Source organism: Streptomyces sp. 71268 (assembly GCF_029392895.1).
Lineage (GTDB): Bacteria > Actinomycetota > Actinomycetes > Streptomycetales > Streptomycetaceae > Streptomyces.
On record NZ_CP114200.1, the window covers coordinates 3,045,242 to 3,060,178 of the forward strand.

General features: G+C 73.7%; 10 protein-coding genes and 1 pseudogene. 7 read left to right on the forward strand and 4 right to left on the reverse strand.

Going from position 1 to position 14,937, the window contains the following annotated elements; translation table 11 throughout:
* Positions 1–51: 51 nt before the first annotated feature.
* The 4 genes from OYE22_RS11345 to OYE22_RS11360 all read right to left on the reverse strand — a co-directional run bounded on the left by OYE22_RS11345 (position 52) and on the right by OYE22_RS11360 (position 4,916).
* On the reverse strand, positions 52–1,593 hold the full coding sequence (locus OYE22_RS11345; RefSeq protein WP_277320304.1) for an SLC13 family permease: 1,542 nt from the start codon (positions 1,591–1,593) through the stop codon (positions 52–54).
* A 770-nt stretch (positions 1,594–2,363) separates the two neighbouring features.
* The gene (locus OYE22_RS11350) at positions 2,364–2,777 is read right to left on the reverse strand and encodes a RidA family protein (RefSeq protein WP_277320305.1); all 414 of its coding nucleotides are present in this window, start codon (positions 2,775–2,777) and stop codon (positions 2,364–2,366) included.
* Positions 2,778–3,036: 259 nt separating this feature from the next.
* Entirely contained in the window at positions 3,037–3,783 is a 747-nt protein-coding gene (locus OYE22_RS11355; RefSeq protein ID WP_176163749.1) for an IclR family transcriptional regulator, read from the reverse strand.
* A complete protein-coding gene (locus OYE22_RS11360) occupies positions 3,780–4,916 on the reverse strand; it encodes a sugar kinase (protein ID WP_277324087.1) in 1,137 nt (378 codons plus the stop codon). The genes OYE22_RS11355 and OYE22_RS11360 overlap by 4 nt, the downstream gene beginning before the upstream one ends.
* Positions 4,917–5,265: 349 nt before the next feature.
* Between OYE22_RS11360 and OYE22_RS11365 the strand changes: the two genes are divergently transcribed.
* From OYE22_RS11365 to OYE22_RS11395, 7 genes and pseudogenes are all read left to right on the forward strand, one after another.
* Positions 5,266–6,714 carry an alanine racemase gene (locus tag OYE22_RS11365; RefSeq protein WP_277320306.1) on the forward strand — a complete coding sequence of 483 codons (1,449 nt, stop codon included), beginning with the start codon at positions 5,266–5,268 and terminating at the stop codon, positions 6,712–6,714.
* 121 nt (positions 6,715–6,835) lie between these two features.
* A pseudogene (locus tag OYE22_RS11370) lies at positions 6,836–8,452 on the forward strand (D-aminoacylase); the annotation flags it as partial.
* Positions 8,453–8,552: 100 nt separating this feature from the next.
* On the forward strand, positions 8,553–9,764 hold the full coding sequence (locus OYE22_RS11375; RefSeq protein WP_277320308.1) for a pyridoxal phosphate-dependent aminotransferase: 1,212 nt from the start codon (positions 8,553–8,555) through the stop codon (positions 9,762–9,764).
* Positions 9,765–10,021: 257 nt separating this feature from the next.
* The gene (locus OYE22_RS11380) at positions 10,022–11,116 is read left to right on the forward strand and encodes a hypothetical protein (protein ID WP_277320309.1); all 1,095 of its coding nucleotides are present in this window, start codon (positions 10,022–10,024) and stop codon (positions 11,114–11,116) included.
* A gap of 13 nt (positions 11,117–11,129) precedes the next feature.
* Positions 11,130–12,347 carry a toxic anion resistance protein gene (locus tag OYE22_RS11385; RefSeq protein WP_277320310.1) on the forward strand — a complete coding sequence of 406 codons (1,218 nt, stop codon included), beginning with the start codon at positions 11,130–11,132 and terminating at the stop codon, positions 12,345–12,347.
* Between the two features lie 182 nt (positions 12,348–12,529).
* The gene (locus OYE22_RS11390) at positions 12,530–14,179 is read left to right on the forward strand and encodes a VWA domain-containing protein (RefSeq protein WP_277324088.1); all 1,650 of its coding nucleotides are present in this window, start codon (positions 12,530–12,532) and stop codon (positions 14,177–14,179) included.
* Positions 14,166–14,927, forward strand: a complete 762-nt coding sequence (locus OYE22_RS11395; RefSeq protein ID WP_348652203.1) for a hypothetical protein — start codon at positions 14,166–14,168, stop codon at positions 14,925–14,927. The genes OYE22_RS11390 and OYE22_RS11395 overlap by 14 nt, the downstream gene beginning before the upstream one ends.
* The last annotated feature ends 10 nt before the right edge of the window (positions 14,928–14,937 follow it).

A 14,937-nucleotide genomic window follows, 5' to 3' on the forward strand; every position in this document is an offset into this window, starting at 1 on the left:
CCCGCCGGGGCCGCCCGCTGGTGCGCCCGACGCGGTGCGCCGGGCGGACCGCTAGATCACCAGGCTCAGCAGCCCCGCCACCACGAAGCCCACCACCGACAGGACCGTCTCCAGGACCGTCCAGGACTTGAGGGTGTCGCGCTCGGAGATGCCGAAGTACTTGGCCACCATCCAGAAGCCGCCGTCGTTGACGTGCGAGGCGAAGATGGAGCCCGCCGAGATCGCCATGATCACCAGGGCGAGGTGGGCCTGCGAGTAGTCGCCGTCGGCCAGCAGCGGCGAGACGATGCCGGCCGTGGTGACGATGGCCACCGTCGCCGAGCCCTGCGCGACCCGCAGCACCACCGAGATCAGCCAGGCCAGGACGATGACCGGCAGGCCGGCGCTGTCGAAGGCGTCGGCCAGCGCCTGGGCCACGCCGCTGCCCTTGAGCACCGCGCCGAACACCCCGCCCGCGCCGACCACCAGCAGGATGTTGCCGACCGGCTTGAGGGACGCGGTGGACACGGTCTCCAGCGACTTGCGCGACCAGCCGCGCCGCAGCCCGAGCAGGTAGTACGCGAGGAGCAGCGCGATGGTCAGGGCCACGAAGGGGTGGCCGAAGAACTCCACGATCGAGCGGCCCGTGCTGGGGTCGAAGGCGATGGAGGAGAACGTCGCGCAGAGGATGAGCAGCAGCGGGGTGCCGATGATGGCGAGCACGGTGCCGACGGAGACGGGCGCCTCGGTGGCACCGGTCCCACCGGCGCCACCTTCGCCGCCGGTCCCACCGGCGCCGCCCTTGCCGCCGCCCTTGCCGGTCGAGCCGGCGTGCGCGCGCTGCTCGGCCGCGACCGCGGCCTTGGCCTCCTCGGCGGCCTCCACCATGTCCTGCGGGACGGGTACGAAGACGCGGTGACCGATCCACGCGGCGTACGCCCAGGCGGCGAGCACCGCGGGTATCCCGCAGACCACGCCCATCAGGATGACCCAGCCGAGGTCCACTTCGAGGAGGCCGGCGGCGGCCACCGGGCCCGGGTGCGGCGGCAGGAAGGCGTGCGTCATGGACAGGCCGGCGAGGAGCGGCATGCAGTACAGCAGGATGGACTTGCCGCTGCGCTTGGCGGCGGCGTAGACGATCGGCGCGAGGACGAAGATGCCGACGTCGAAGAAGACCGGGATGCCGAAGATCACGCCGGTCACGCCCATCGCCAGCGGGGCCCTGCGCTCGCCGAAGAGGCTGAGCAGCCGGGCGCTGAGCGCCTCGGCGCCGCCGGAGACCTCGAGTATCGCGCCGAGCATGGTGCCGAGCCCGATGATGATCGCGATGTGGCCGAGGATGCCGCCCATGCCGGACTCGATGAGCGAGACGGCGTCGGACTTCTGCACGGTGCCGAAGAGTTCGGTGACCGAGAGGCCGGCCGCGAGGCCGACCGCGATGGAGACCGCGAGCAGGGCGACGAACGGCTGCAGCCGCACCTTGATGATCAGGAAGAGCAGGAGCGCGATGCCGAGGGCGGCGACCGTCAGCAGGCCGGCGGTGCCGTCGATGAGCAGCAGGAGGCCACCGGTGTGCGGTGGCGTCTCGGCCGCGGGTGCGGCTGCGAACAACATGGGAACTCCGTTGTTTCCAGGGGTCGGTGGGTAGGGCGGGCCACGGCACGCCGAACGCGGGCCGGGTGCCGGGGAGAAGGGGACGGGGAACGGGGGGCGCGAGGTGTGGGGCGTCACGTGCCTTGGGTGTGGAGCGGTTGGGGGGTGGCCGCGGCCGGTCCGTCGGCCGGGCCGTCGGTCGCCGCGCCGGGTGCCGGCGTCGGGCCCGGGTGGCCGCGCGGGCGCCGGGGCGGGACGCGGGGTCGGGCCGCCGGCCGGAGCGGGTGACGGGCACCCGTGCCGTACGTGTGGCGGTGCGCTCGGTCCGCCAACTCCGGGATTCTGTAACCCGGTTGACGTTCCACCGAGCCGGTGGTGCGGGTGTGCGGTGGTGCGGCGGGGCCGGTCGCCCGGGGTGGGCGGCTGGTCCCGGCCGCGGGGTCGGCGCGGCGCGCGGGCCACGGAGGGTGGCCCTGGCGGGCGCGGGTGGGGCGCGGCCGGCGCGGAAAGGCCGGGCCGGCGCGCGGGGAGGGGTGCGCCGGAGCGGCGCCCCTGGTGCCGCCGGCGGGCGGGCCCGGGGTTCGGGCGCGCCGTGCCGGGGCGTCGTGCGCGAGACGTCGTGATGTCGTACTGGTCGGTGCGGGGGTGTCGTACCGAGGTCGTACGGGATGTCGCACCGGGGTCGTACGGGGGTGCCGCTACCGGCCCGGGGTGTGGGGCGGGAAGGGGCGGGGACCGGCGCCGCGGGCCCTCCGACGGGGGTAGGTCCGCAGGGACCGCGGCGCCGGGGATCAGCCGAGTACGGCGAGCGCGTCGATCTCGATGAGCAGCCCGGCCGGCAGTCCGACGTAGACCGTCGTCCGCGCGGCGGGGGCCTCCGTCAGGTCGGCGAAGTACTCGTTGTAGATCTCGTTCATCTCGGCGAAGTGGTCGACGTCGGTGAGGTAGACGCGCAGCATCATCACGTCCTCCCAGCGCGCGCCGCCCTCCTCCAGGATCGCCTTGACGTTGGCCAGCGTCTGCAGGGTCTGCTCGCGCAGGGACGGCCCGGCGGGGGTCGGGGACTGGCCGGGGACGGCGGGCAGGAAGCCGACCTGGCCCGCGACCTGGAGGATGTTGCCCTTGCGGACGCCGTGCGAGAACTTGGCCGGCGGCGCGGTGTGGGTGGCGGGCGTGATGGCCGTCTTCTGGAGCTTGTCGCTCATGTGAGGGTTCCTCTGCTTCCGTACTTCCGGGGTGGCACAACGGACGGGGGTCGGCCGGACGGGCCGGCCGGGCTCTGGCGGATCGGTAACGCGGCGGCGTACGCGGCCGGGACGGCGTACGAGGCCGCGGCGTACCGGGTCGCGGCGTACGGGGTGGTGGCCCGCGCCCCGGCGTACGCGGCGCGACCGGGTGTGCCCCGTCCGAGCACGCCACGCCCGAACGCGCCGGTTCCGCGCGGGGTGGGCCCGCGGCGCGCGGTCACTGGTGCCGCCCCGAGTACTCGCGGGTGATGGCGTCGGCGGTGCGCCGCACCAGCGGCAGCAGGGTCAGCAACTCCTCGGCGGTGACCACGACGTTCGGCGCCGAGACCGAGCACGCGGCGACCACCCGCCCGTCGGCGCCCCGGATCGGCGCGCCGACGCAGTTGATGGACTCCTCGTGGCCCCCGAGGTCGCTGGCCCAGCCCTGCTCGCGCACCTTGGCCAGCTCGGCCAGGAAGGCGGCGGGCCCGGGCGTCGAACGGGAGGTGTAGAGCGGGTAGTCGAGCCGCTCGGCGATGGCGCGCCGCTCGGGCTCGGGCAGGTCGGCCAGGAGGAGCTTGGCGACGGCGGCCACGGTGATCGCGACCGGCTTGCCGATCCGCGAGTACATCCGCACCGGGTAGCGGCTCTCCACCTTGTCGATGTAGAGCACCTCGTTCTCCTCGTACACCGCCAGGTGCACGGTGTGCCCGCACTTCTCGTTGAGCTGGACCAGGTGGGCGTGGGCGATCTCGCGCACGTCCAGGTTCTCGACGGCCTCCTGGGCGAGGGCGAACAGCCGGGCGCCGAGCCGGTAGCGCTGGTCCTGCTGCCGGTAGACCATGCCGTGCTCGTGCAGCGTGCGCAGCAGGCGCAGGGCGGTGGACTTGTGGACGCCGAGCCGGTTCGCGACCTGCTCCAGGTTGGCCGGGCCCTCGGCGAGCAACGGCAGGATGCTCAGCGCCCGGTCGACGGTCTGACTCATCGGTTACGTACCTCCGCGTTGGTTCCCCCTACGGTAGGTACCTCCGCGCCCGGCTCCGCCTCGGTCCAGCCGGCGGACAGGCGCAACGCACCCCAGGCGTCCGGGTCGAGCGCGGCGAGGCGGTCCGCCTGGGCGCGGGAGGGCGGGGTGCCGAGGTCGCCGGGGACGGTGAGGGCGGCGGCGGCCATCAGGTGCCCGTGCCGGATTCGGGCGAAGACCGGCAGGTCGCGCAGGGTGGCGGAGAGGAAGCCCGCGGCGAAGGCGTCGCCGGCGCCGACGGAGGCCACCACGTCCACGCGCAGGGCCGGGGCGTACGTGACGGTGTCGGCCGGCGGCGCGGTGGTCTCCGCCGCGGCGCTCGCGGACTCGCGGGCGTAGACCGTCACGCCCTCCGCGCCGTGCTTGACCACGAGGACCGAGGGCTCGGGCAGCGCGGCGCGGACGGCCTCGGGGCCGCTCAGGCCCCAGGCCGCCTCCGCCTCGTCCTCGCCGACGAAGACCAGGTCGCAGCCGCGCGCGAGGTCGGCGAGCACCTCGGGGCCGGCCTGGTCGGCCGCGCCGCGCCCGCGCCAGAGCCCGACCCGGTAGTTGACGTCGAAGGAGAGCAGCGGGCGGCCCGTGGCCGGGGTGGTCAGCTCGCGCATCAGGGCGAGGCAGTCGGCGGACAGGGCGGCGGTGATGCCCGAGAGGTGCAGCACCCGGCCGCTCCACAGCGTGGCCCGGTCGAAGGCGCCGGGCGCCATCGCGGCGGCGGCGGAGCCCGCGCGGTAGTAGACGACCTCGGAGCCGCCGGCGGGCGCGGCGGCGCGCACCGCGCGCTCCCCCGCCGTGCGGAAGTAGACGCCGGTGGGCCGGGTCGTGTCGCGCTGGACCGCGGCGGTGTCCACGCCGGTCGCGGCGACGGCCGCCACCAGGTGGTCGCCGAAGCCGTCCGCGCCGACCCGGCTCACCCAGCGCGCGGAGTGCCCGGCGCGGGCCAGGCAGCAGGCCACGTTGGACTCGGCGCCACCGATCCCACGGTCGAAGGTGGGGACGTCGGCGAGTCGGCCCACCTGTCGGGGAACGAAGGTGACCATGGACTCGCCGAGGCACACGACATCGACGTCCGGGCTGCTCGGGGCTGCGGTCACGATCGCTCTCGCTCCTGTCGCGCGGTCTTCGTCGTCTCTGCGGTGTCGTCTGTGCCCGCCCGGAACCCTCGGCGGGTCGGGCGGAGTTCCGTTCGCGGCCGGCCCGGCGGTGCGGCCGGCCCCTCGCGGAACCCGTACGTGTCCTGCGGGTGGTGCGTGTGGTGCGTGTGCTGCGTGTCCTGTTGGCACCCGTCGCGGGCCCCGCGCGCCACGGCCGGGCCGGCGGGGGCCGCCCGGGGTTTCGACGGACGGTTCGCACCGTTGACCCGGTGCTTGCCGGGATGTTAGACAGCAGTAAGCGATATACGCAATGGATGTTGCAGTATATGCAACAAGAACTTTGGGGGGCTCGATGGCCACCGAGAACACCAGGGACGCGGACCAACGGCCCGCGCCGACGCCACACCCCACCACCGGGGCGGGCGCCTCAGCGCACGCGAACGGCGTGAACGGGGCCGACGGCGCCAACGGCACGGGCGCCACCACCCCCGCCGCCGACGCCGCGGCCGGCCGGCTGCGGCGGGTGCGCGAGGCGGTCGCGCCGCTGGCCGACGAGCGGATCGACCACCGGTTCAAGGGGCTGCCCCCGGACGCCGACGGCTCCACCGTGGGCGACCTCGCCGCCGAGCGCAGGTCGCTGTTCACCGGCGGCTTCACCACCCCGGTGCTCGCCCTGTCGGCCGAGTCCCTCGCGCACAACCTCGCCCTCATGGAGACGTACGCGCACCGCCACCAGCTCGCCTTCGCGCCGCACGGCAAGACGTCGATGGCGCCGCAACTCTTCGAGCGGCAACTCGCGCACGGCGCCTGGGGCATCACCGCGGCCCTCCCCTCCCACGTCCGCGTCTACCGCGCCTTCGGCATCCAGCGGATCTTCCTCGCCAACGAGGTCGTGGACGCCGCCTCGCTGCGCTGGCTGGCCGGCGAGCTCACCGCCGACCCGGACTTCCGGCTCATCTGCTACGTGGACTCGGTGCGCGGTGTCGAGCTGATGGACGCGGCGCTGCGCGAGGCCGGCGCCGCGCGCCCCGTCGACGTGGTGGTCGAACTCGGCGCCGGTCCCGACGCCCGCACCGGCGCGCGCAGCGTCGCCGAGTGCGAGCTGATCGCGGACGCGGTGGCCGAGGTGGGCACGCTGCGGCTGGTCGGCGTCGCCGGCTACGAGGGCGAGGTGCCACAGGCCGACGACGCGTCCGTACGCGCCTGGCTACGCCAACTCACCGCGCTGCTCGCCGCCTTCGACCGGGCCGGGCGGTTCGGCGCCGAGCCCGCGGAGATCGTGGTGAGCGCGGGCGGCAGCGCGTGGTTCGACGCGGTGGCCGAGGTCTTCGCTGAGCTGCCGCCGCTGTCGGCCCCGGTGCTCAAGCTGCTGCGCTCCGGCGCGTACGTCTCGCACGACGACGGCCACTACCGCGAGCTGACGCCGTTCAACCGGGTGCCCGACGAGGGCTCGCTCCAGTCCGCGTTCCGGCTCTGGGCCCAGGTCATCTCGCGCCCCAACACCGAGCAGGCGTTCCTCAACGCGGGCAAGCGGGACGCCGCGTACGACCTGCACCTGCCCATGCCGCAGGTGGTGCGCGACGGCCGCACCGGCGAGCTGCGCCCGGCCGACGGCATCGCCCTGACCGGCCTATCCGACCAGCACGGCTGGCTGCGCACCGAGCCCGACACCCGCCTCGAGGTGGGCGACTGGGTCGGGCTCGGGCTGTCCCACCCGTGCACCTCCTTCGACAAGTGGCAGCTCATCCCGGTGGTCGAGGCCGACGGCACGGTCACCGACCTGGTCCGCACCTTCTTCTAGCCCCGCGCGGGCCGGCCGACCCCACCCCCGTGCGCCGGCCGGCCCGCCCCCCCTCACACCCCCACGCAGCACCGCCCCCCACACCCGCCAACACCGAATCCCCGCCCCCGAGGAGCGCCCCATGGACCTGGTCATCCGCGACGTCCGCGTCATCGACGGCACCGGGGGTGCCTCCTACCGGGCCGACGTCGCCGTCGACACCGGGCGCGTCGCCGCGATCCACCGCGAACAGGACGGCGGGCCCAGGCCCAGCGGGCGGGTCACCCTGGAGGCGCACGGCCTGGCCCTGTCCCCCGGCTTCATCGACATGCACGCCCACAGCGACCTGGCCCTGCTGCGCGACCCCGGGCACGAGGCCAAGGTCGCGCAGGGCGTCACGCTGGAGGTCATCGGGCAGGACGGCCTCTCCTACGCGCCCGTGGACGACCGCACGCTGGCCCAGGTGCGCACCCAGATCGCCGGCTGGAACGGCGGCGGGCCCGGCGCCGACGACGTGGACTTCTCCTGGCGGAGCGTCGGCGAGTACCTGGACCGGCTCGACACCGGCTTCGACGGGCAGGGCATCGCGGTCAACGCGGCGTACCTGATCCCGCAGGGCACCGTGCGGATGCTCGCGGTCGGCTGGGACGACCGGCCGGCGACCCCCGCCGAGCTGACCCGCATGCGCGAGCTGGTCGCCACCGGGCTGAGGGAGGGCGCCGTCGGCATGTCCTCCGGGCTCACCTACACGCCGGGCATGTACGCCAGCGACGCCGAGCTGACCGAGCTGTGCCGGGTGGTCGCCGCCTACGACGGCTACTACTGCCCGCACCACCGCTCGTACGGGGCGGGCGCGCTCCAGGCGTACGAGGAGATGGTCGCCCTCACCCGGGAGGCGGGCTGCGCGCTGCACCTGGCGCACGCCACCATGAACTTCGGCGTCAACAAGGGCCGCGCCCCCGAGCTGCTGGCCCTGCTGGACGGAGCGCTGGCCGACGGCGCCGACATCAGCCTGGACACCTACCCGTACACCCCCGGCGCGACCACGCTGGTCGCGATGTTGCCGAGCTGGGCCAGCGAGGGCGGGCCGGCGGCGATCACGGAGCGGCTGCGGGACGCGGAGACCACCGCGCGCATCCGGCACGTGATGGAGGTCGAGGGCGCCGACGGCTGCCACGGGGTGCCGATCGACTGGGACACCATCGAGATCTCCGGCGTCACCCACCCGGAGCTGGCCGGCCACGTCGGCAAGACCGTCGCGGCCAGCGCCGCCGAGCGCGGCGAGGAGCCGTTCACCACGGCCCACCGGCTGCTGCTCGCCGACGACCTGGGCACCACGATCCTCCAGCACGTCGGCCACGAGGAGAACGTGCGGACGATCATGCGGCACCCGGTACACACCGGCGGCAGCGACGGCATCCTCCAGGGCGACAAGCCGCATCCGAGGGCGTACGGGACGTTCCCGCACTACCTCGGGAGGTACGCGCGCGACCTCGGCGTGCTCCCGTTGGAGGAGTGCGTGGCGCATCTCACCTCGCGCCCCGCGGCCCGCCTCCGGCTGCCGGACCGGGGCTTGGTCCAGACCGGATACCGCGCCGACCTGGTGCTCTTCGACCCGGAGACGGTGGCCGCGGGATCGACATTCGAAGCCCCGCGCACCCTTCCGACCGGCATTCCGCATGTGCTCATCGACGGTCGCTTCGTCATCCAAGACGGACGCCGCACCGACGTCCTCGCGGGCCGTTCCGTGCGCCGCACCCCCCGCCGCCTGACCCACCCTCGCCCGCCGCCCGTTCCCACGCCCGCACGTGGCGAGAAACACCGAGCGGGTCCCGAAATGCGCCCGTATGGTGGCCGGCATGCAGGTGATCCAGTCAACCAAGCTCGCAAACGTCTGCTACGAGATTCGTGGCCCGGTCCTTGAGGAGGCCATGCGGCTTGAGGCGGCGGGGCACCAGATCCTCAAGCTCAACACGGGAAACCCGGCCCTCTTCGGCTTCGAGTGCCCGCCGGAGATCCTTGAGGACATGCTGCGCTCCCTCCACAGCTCGCACGGGTACGGCGACGCCAAGGGCCTGCCGGCCGCCCGGCGCGCGATCGTGCAGCACTACGAGACCCGGGGCGTCGAACTGGACATCGAGGACGTCTACCTCGGCAACGGCGTCTCCGAACTCATCCAGATGTCCATGCAGGCGCTCCTCGACGACGGGGACGAGGTGCTGGTCCCGGCGCCGGACTACCCGCTGTGGACGGCGGCCGTCTCGCTGTCGGGCGGCACCGCCGTGCACTACCGGTGCGACGAGCAGGCGGACTGGATGCCCGACCTGGCCGACATCGAGCGCCGGATCACCGACCGCACCAAGGCGCTGGTCGTGATCAACCCGAACAACCCCACCGGCGCCGTCTACGACGACGAGATGCTGCGCGGCCTGACCGACATCGCCCGCCGGCACCAGCTGCTGATCTGCTCCGACGAGATCTACAGCCAGATCGTCTACGACGAGGCGACCCACACGCCGACCGCCGCCATCGCCCCCGACCTGCTCACCCTCACCTTCAACGGGCTCTCCAAGAACTACCGGGTCGCCGGCTACCGCAGCGGCTGGATGACCGTCTCGGGCCCCAAGTCCCACGCCACCAGCTACATCGAGGGCCTGACCATCCTGGCCAACATGCGGCTGTGCGCCAACATGCCCGCCCAGCACGCGGTGGCCGCGGCCCTCGGCGGCCGGCAGACGGTGACCGACCTGGTCCGCCCGGGCGGCCGGCTGCTGGAGCAGCGCGACGTGGCGTACGAGATGCTCACCCAGATCCCCGGCGTGACCTGCGTCAAGCCCAAGGGCGCGCTGTACGCCTTCCCCCGGCTCGACCCGAAGGTCTACAAGATCAAGGACGACCGGCAGATGGTGCTCGACCTGCTACGGGCCGAGCAGATCATGATCGTGCACGGCACCGGCTTCAACTGGCCCGAGCCCGACCACTTCCGCCTGGTCACGCTGCCGTGTGCGAAGGACCTGGCGGACGCGGTGGCCCGGATCGGCGACTTCCTCACCGGGTACGCGCAGCCGTAGCCGGCCACCCGCCGCGCGGGCCGGGCGCTGGGCCGCACCCGCCACGGCCGGCCCCGCGCGGCCGTGGTCGCCGAGGCCCACCCCGCCCTCGCGGACGGGCCGTCAACCCGACTGCCTCACAGAACAGTTGGCGTTCTGCGATACCCCATTCACCCCCCATTCACCGGACGCCGCCCGGAATGTGGGTTTCCGGAGCGATGCTGCACCCCTGACAGACGCACCGCCACCACGGCGGTGCCACGGGGGGAGTGAGGCGTGTGAAACGCATCCTCGGCATCGTGTTGGCGTTCGTCCTCATCGGCGGCGTCATCACGGCGGTCGTGCTGGGCCGGGACGACTCCGAGGCGAGCGGCACGACGAAGGTACGCGGCGTCATCGGCTCGGAGAAGGCCGAGTTCTTCAACGACCCCGAGGTGATCGACGCCCTCGCGGAGCAGGGCTTCGCCGTGGAGACCGAGTCCTCGGGCTCCTGGGACATGCAGGGCCTGGACCTCAAGGGCGAGGACTTCGCCTTCCCCGGCAGCTCCTCCCCCGCCCGCGCGGTGGGCCGCGCGCACCACGTGAAGGGCGCGCCGCTGCGTCCCTTCTACTCGCCGCTGGTCGTCCTCGCCCGCCGCCCCGCCGCCAAGACGCTCGCCGCGAACGGCTACGTGAAGCTCACAGGACCGGTCGGCCGGGAGGGCAGCGGCACGTTGCGGATGGCCCCGTTCCTGAAGGCCGCGGGCGAGGACACCACCTGGCAGAAGCTCAAGGGCAGCGGCGAGTACGCCGAGTTGAAGGGCACCCTGAGCATCGCCAGCACCGACCCGCTGGCCTCCAACTCCGGCGCCCTGTACCTCGCCACCGCCGCCTACGTGGCCAACGACAACCAGACGGTCAACGACGCCGCGGGGATCGCGGCCGTCACCCCGCTGACCCGCAAGCTCACCGCCGCGCAGGGGAGCCAGAAGGTCAACAGCGAGGACCTGTTCGACGACTTCAACACCGGCGTCGGCACCCCGCTGGTGTTCGCTTACGAGTCGCAGATCGCCGCCCGCCTCATCCGCGGCGACACCGTGGACGACCTCGTGGTGCTCTACCCGGACACCACCGTCTTCAGCGACCACTCGCTGGTGCCGCTGACCGAGGAGGGCCGGAAGCTCGGCGAACTCCTCAAGGAGGACCCGACGCTGTGCAAGCTCGCCGTGCGGCACGGGTTCCGACCGGAGGGCGACACCTCCGAGTTCGCCGCGGCCACCGCCAAGCACGGCACGTACCTGCGCCAGAAGCTGACCGGGACGGTCCAGCAGGCCAAGGTCCCCACGCCCGAGGTGATGCGTGAGATCGCCCGCCGCTCCCGTGCCCAGAAGTGAGGGACGCCCCGCCATGCAACCACTGTCACCGCCCGACCCGCGCCTGGAATCGCCGCTGGTCCTCACGCCGCCCGAACCGGTGGCGGCCGTGCCCAGGGAGTCCGCGATCGGCCTGGTGCCGCTCGGCGACCAGGTCGCCTCCGAGATGGCGGCCAGGGCGGCCGAGTACGTCGACTCGATCGCCGAACTCGACGCCAGGTCACCCGAGTTCGCCGGCCGCATCAGCGAGATCACCGAACTCGGCGCGGGTGAGATACGCGGCGCCGCCCAACAGTCCAACCGGATGCTGGAGCGCACCGTGCGCGCCCTGTCCGACGCCAAGGGCGGCCCCGACGGGCAGGGCGGCGACGCGCAGGGCCGGGTCTCCTCCAGCCTGGTCGAACTGCGCCGCACCGTCGAGGACCTGGACCCGCGCGACCGGCCGGGCCGTGGCGCGCGCAAGCTCCTCGCCAAGCTGCCCGGCGGCAACAAGCTGCGCGACCACGTCGCCAGGTACGCCTCGGCCCAGGGAACCCTCAACAAGATCGTCGGCAGCCTGCGGTCGGGCCAGGACGAACTGCGCCGCGACAACGCCGCGCTGCACACCGAGCGGGTCAGGCTCTGGGAGACGATGGGCAAGCTCCAGGAGTACACCGTCCTCACCGACGCGCTGGACCAGGCCGTCACCCAGCGGGTCGCCGAGGCCGAGGCCACCGACCCGGCCCGGGCCGAGGCGCTGCGGGCCGACGTGCTCTTCCCCGTCCGCCAGAAGCACCAGGACCTGCTGACCCAACTGGCCGTGTGCGCGCAGGGCTACCTGTCGATGGACGTCGTACGGCGCAACAACGACGAGCTGATCAAGGGCGTGGAGCGGGCCGCGACCACCACCGTCTCGGCGCTGCGGATCGCCGTCATGCTCTCGGCCGCGCTGGAGAACCAGCGCACGGTGGTCGAGCAGGTCAACGCGTTGCGCGGGACGACCGAGGAGCTGATCCGGGCCAACGCGGAGATGCTCGCCACCCAGAGCGGCGAGATCCAGCGGATCGCGGCCGACCCGGCGGTGGGCGCCGAGACGCTGCGCGCCGCCTTCCAGCAGATCTACCAGACGCTGGACACGATCGACACGTACAAGGCCCGCGCCACCGACGCGATGGCCGCCACCGTCGCCTCGCTGACCGACGAGCTCCAGACGGCCAGCGCGCACATCGAACGTGCCCGTAGCAAGCCCGAGCTGGGTGGAGACCACCGTTGAGACGCATCACCCGACGCCTGGGCGTCCACCGTCTGGCCGCCCGTCTGCTGTCCGCCCGCCCCTTCGGTCCCGCCGCCCCGGGCCGCGCCGCCCTGCCGGCCACCGAGCCCGCCGCGGCCACCCCGCGCACCGGCCCCCGCCGTGGCCGGCTCGCCCGACCGCTGTCCACCACCACCGCCGCCGTGCTCGCGCTGGCCCTGGCCGCCGGCTGCTCCGGCTCCGACGGCGGGAAGGACGACGACGGCGACAACGGCGACAGGCGCGCGCCCGGCACCCTGCGGGTGCTGGCCAGCAGCGAGCTGTCCGACCTGTCGTCCCTGCTCAAGGACGCCGAGCAGGCCACCGGCGTGAAGATCGAACCGACCTGGACCGGAACCCTGGACGGCGCGCAGACGGTCGCCTCGGGCCGGGCCGACGGCAAGTACGACGCGGTGTGGCTGGCCTCCAACGACTACCTGCGCCTGCTCACCGGCGAGCGGAAGAAGCTCAGGACCGAGACCCCGATCGTCTCCTCGCCGGTGGCACTCGGCGTGCGCGAGGCCGCCGTCAGGCGGCTGGGCTGGAACCCGGCGAAGGTCACCTGGTCCGACGTGCACAAGGCCGTCACCGACGGCAAGCTCACCTACGGCATGACCGACCCGGTCCGCTCCAACTCCGGCTACTCCGCGCTGATCGCCCTCACCTCGGCCCTCTCCCGGGCGCAGTCCGCGCTCACCGACGCCGACGTCAGGGCGGCATCGCCCAAGCTGCGCGAGTTCTTCACCGGCCAGAAACTGACCTCCGGCTCCTCGGGCTGGCTGGCCGAGGCGTTCGCCCGCAGGGCCGGCCAGCGGCCACCGGTGGACGCGCTGATCAACTACGAGTCGGTGCTGCTCTCGCTCCAGCGCGGCAAGCTGCTCGGCCACGACGGGCAGCAGGGCGCCGACGCCGCCGCGACCGAGCCCGTGGCCGGCATCAGCGACCTGACCGTGATCCGCCCCACCGACGGCGTGGTCACCGCGGACTACCCGCTGAGCCTGCTCGCCTCGGCCGACCAGAACGCCCGGGACTCCTACGCCGCCCTGACCCGGTACCTGCGCTCCCCGGACGCCCAACAGGCGCTGACCCGGGAGACGTTCCGCCGCCCGGTCAACTCCTCCGTGCCGCCCACCACCGGCATCTCCCGCGAGCCGCGCCGTGAACTGCCCTTCCCCGGCAGCCGCGACGTCGCCGACCGGCTGCTCGACTCGTACGAGAACGAGCTGCGCCGCCCCTCGCGGACCGTGTACGTGCTCGACACCTCGGGCTCCATGGACGAGGAGCGGCTCGGCCGGCTCAAGGCGGCGCTGCGGAAGTTGACCGGCTCCGACGACTCGGCCACCGGCAAGCGGTTCCGCGACCGTGAGGAGGTGACGCTGATGCCCTTCTCCGACCAGGTCAAGGAGGTCAACACGCACACCGTCCCGGAGCGGGAGCCGGCCCGGGCGCTCGACCTGATCCGCGCGGACGTGGACGGGCTCGCCGCCGGCGGCGACACGGCGATCTACAGCAGCCTCCAGGAGGCGTACCGGCACCTGGGCGAGCGCGCGTCGAAGGCCGGCGACGACCGGTTCACCTCGATCGTGCTGATGACGGACGGGGAGAACACGACGGGGGCCAAGGCGGACGACTTTGACACCTTCTACCGGGGGCTGTCGGGGGACCAGCGCTCCATCCCCGTCTTCCCGATCCTCTTCGGCGACTCGGACCGCGTCGAGCTGGAGCACATCGCGGACCTGACCGGCGGCCAGCTCTTCGACGCGGTGGAGGGCTCGTTGGACGGCGCGTTCGAGGAGATCCGTGGCTACCAGTGAGCGCGCCGGCCGGCGCCCGTCCGCCCTGCGCTACCTGGAGTCCCGCAAGAACCTGACGGGCTGCGCGCTGGGCCTGGCGGGGCTCGGCCTGTACGCGGTGGGCGCGGCCGGCGCCTACTGGCCGGTGGTCGTCGCCGGCCTGTACGGGGCCGGGGCCCTGCTCGCCCCGCCCGAGCGGCCCGCGTCGCCGGACTTCCCCGCGCCGGGCGAGCAGGTGGAGGCGCTGCGCGCGGACCTGGCGACGCTGGAGGAGTACCTCTCCGGCGTGCGCTCCCGGGACCGGCTGCCCGAGGAGGCGGAGCGGCTCCTGGACGACCTGACCGCGTTGCTGTCCGCGCTGCTCGACCCGGAGCGGGGCGCGGGCGAGGCGCTGGCGGCCGACGGCGAGACGCTGCACCGGCTGACCCGCGTCATCCGCCAGGACACCCCGGAGAGCGTGGACGCCTACCTGCGCACCCGCTGGTGGTCCCGGCTCACCCCGGGCGGCCAGGGCCCGGACGAGGAACTCGGGCGCCAGCTCGGGCTGCTGGTGGAGGAGGCGTCGAAGGTGGCGGCCGAACTCCGGGACGCCGAGGCGTGGCGCCAGCGGGCGCTGACCCGGTACTACGAGGACCGGGCGGCGCCGGGCGAACCGGGCACGGCGGGGCTGGCCGCACCGACTGGGGCGGCTGGGGCAGTGCCCCCGGAAACGCGTGAGGCCCCCGACGGCGCGGGGGCGGGGTCGGCGCCGGAGGAGCGGACGCCGTAGCGAGGTTGCC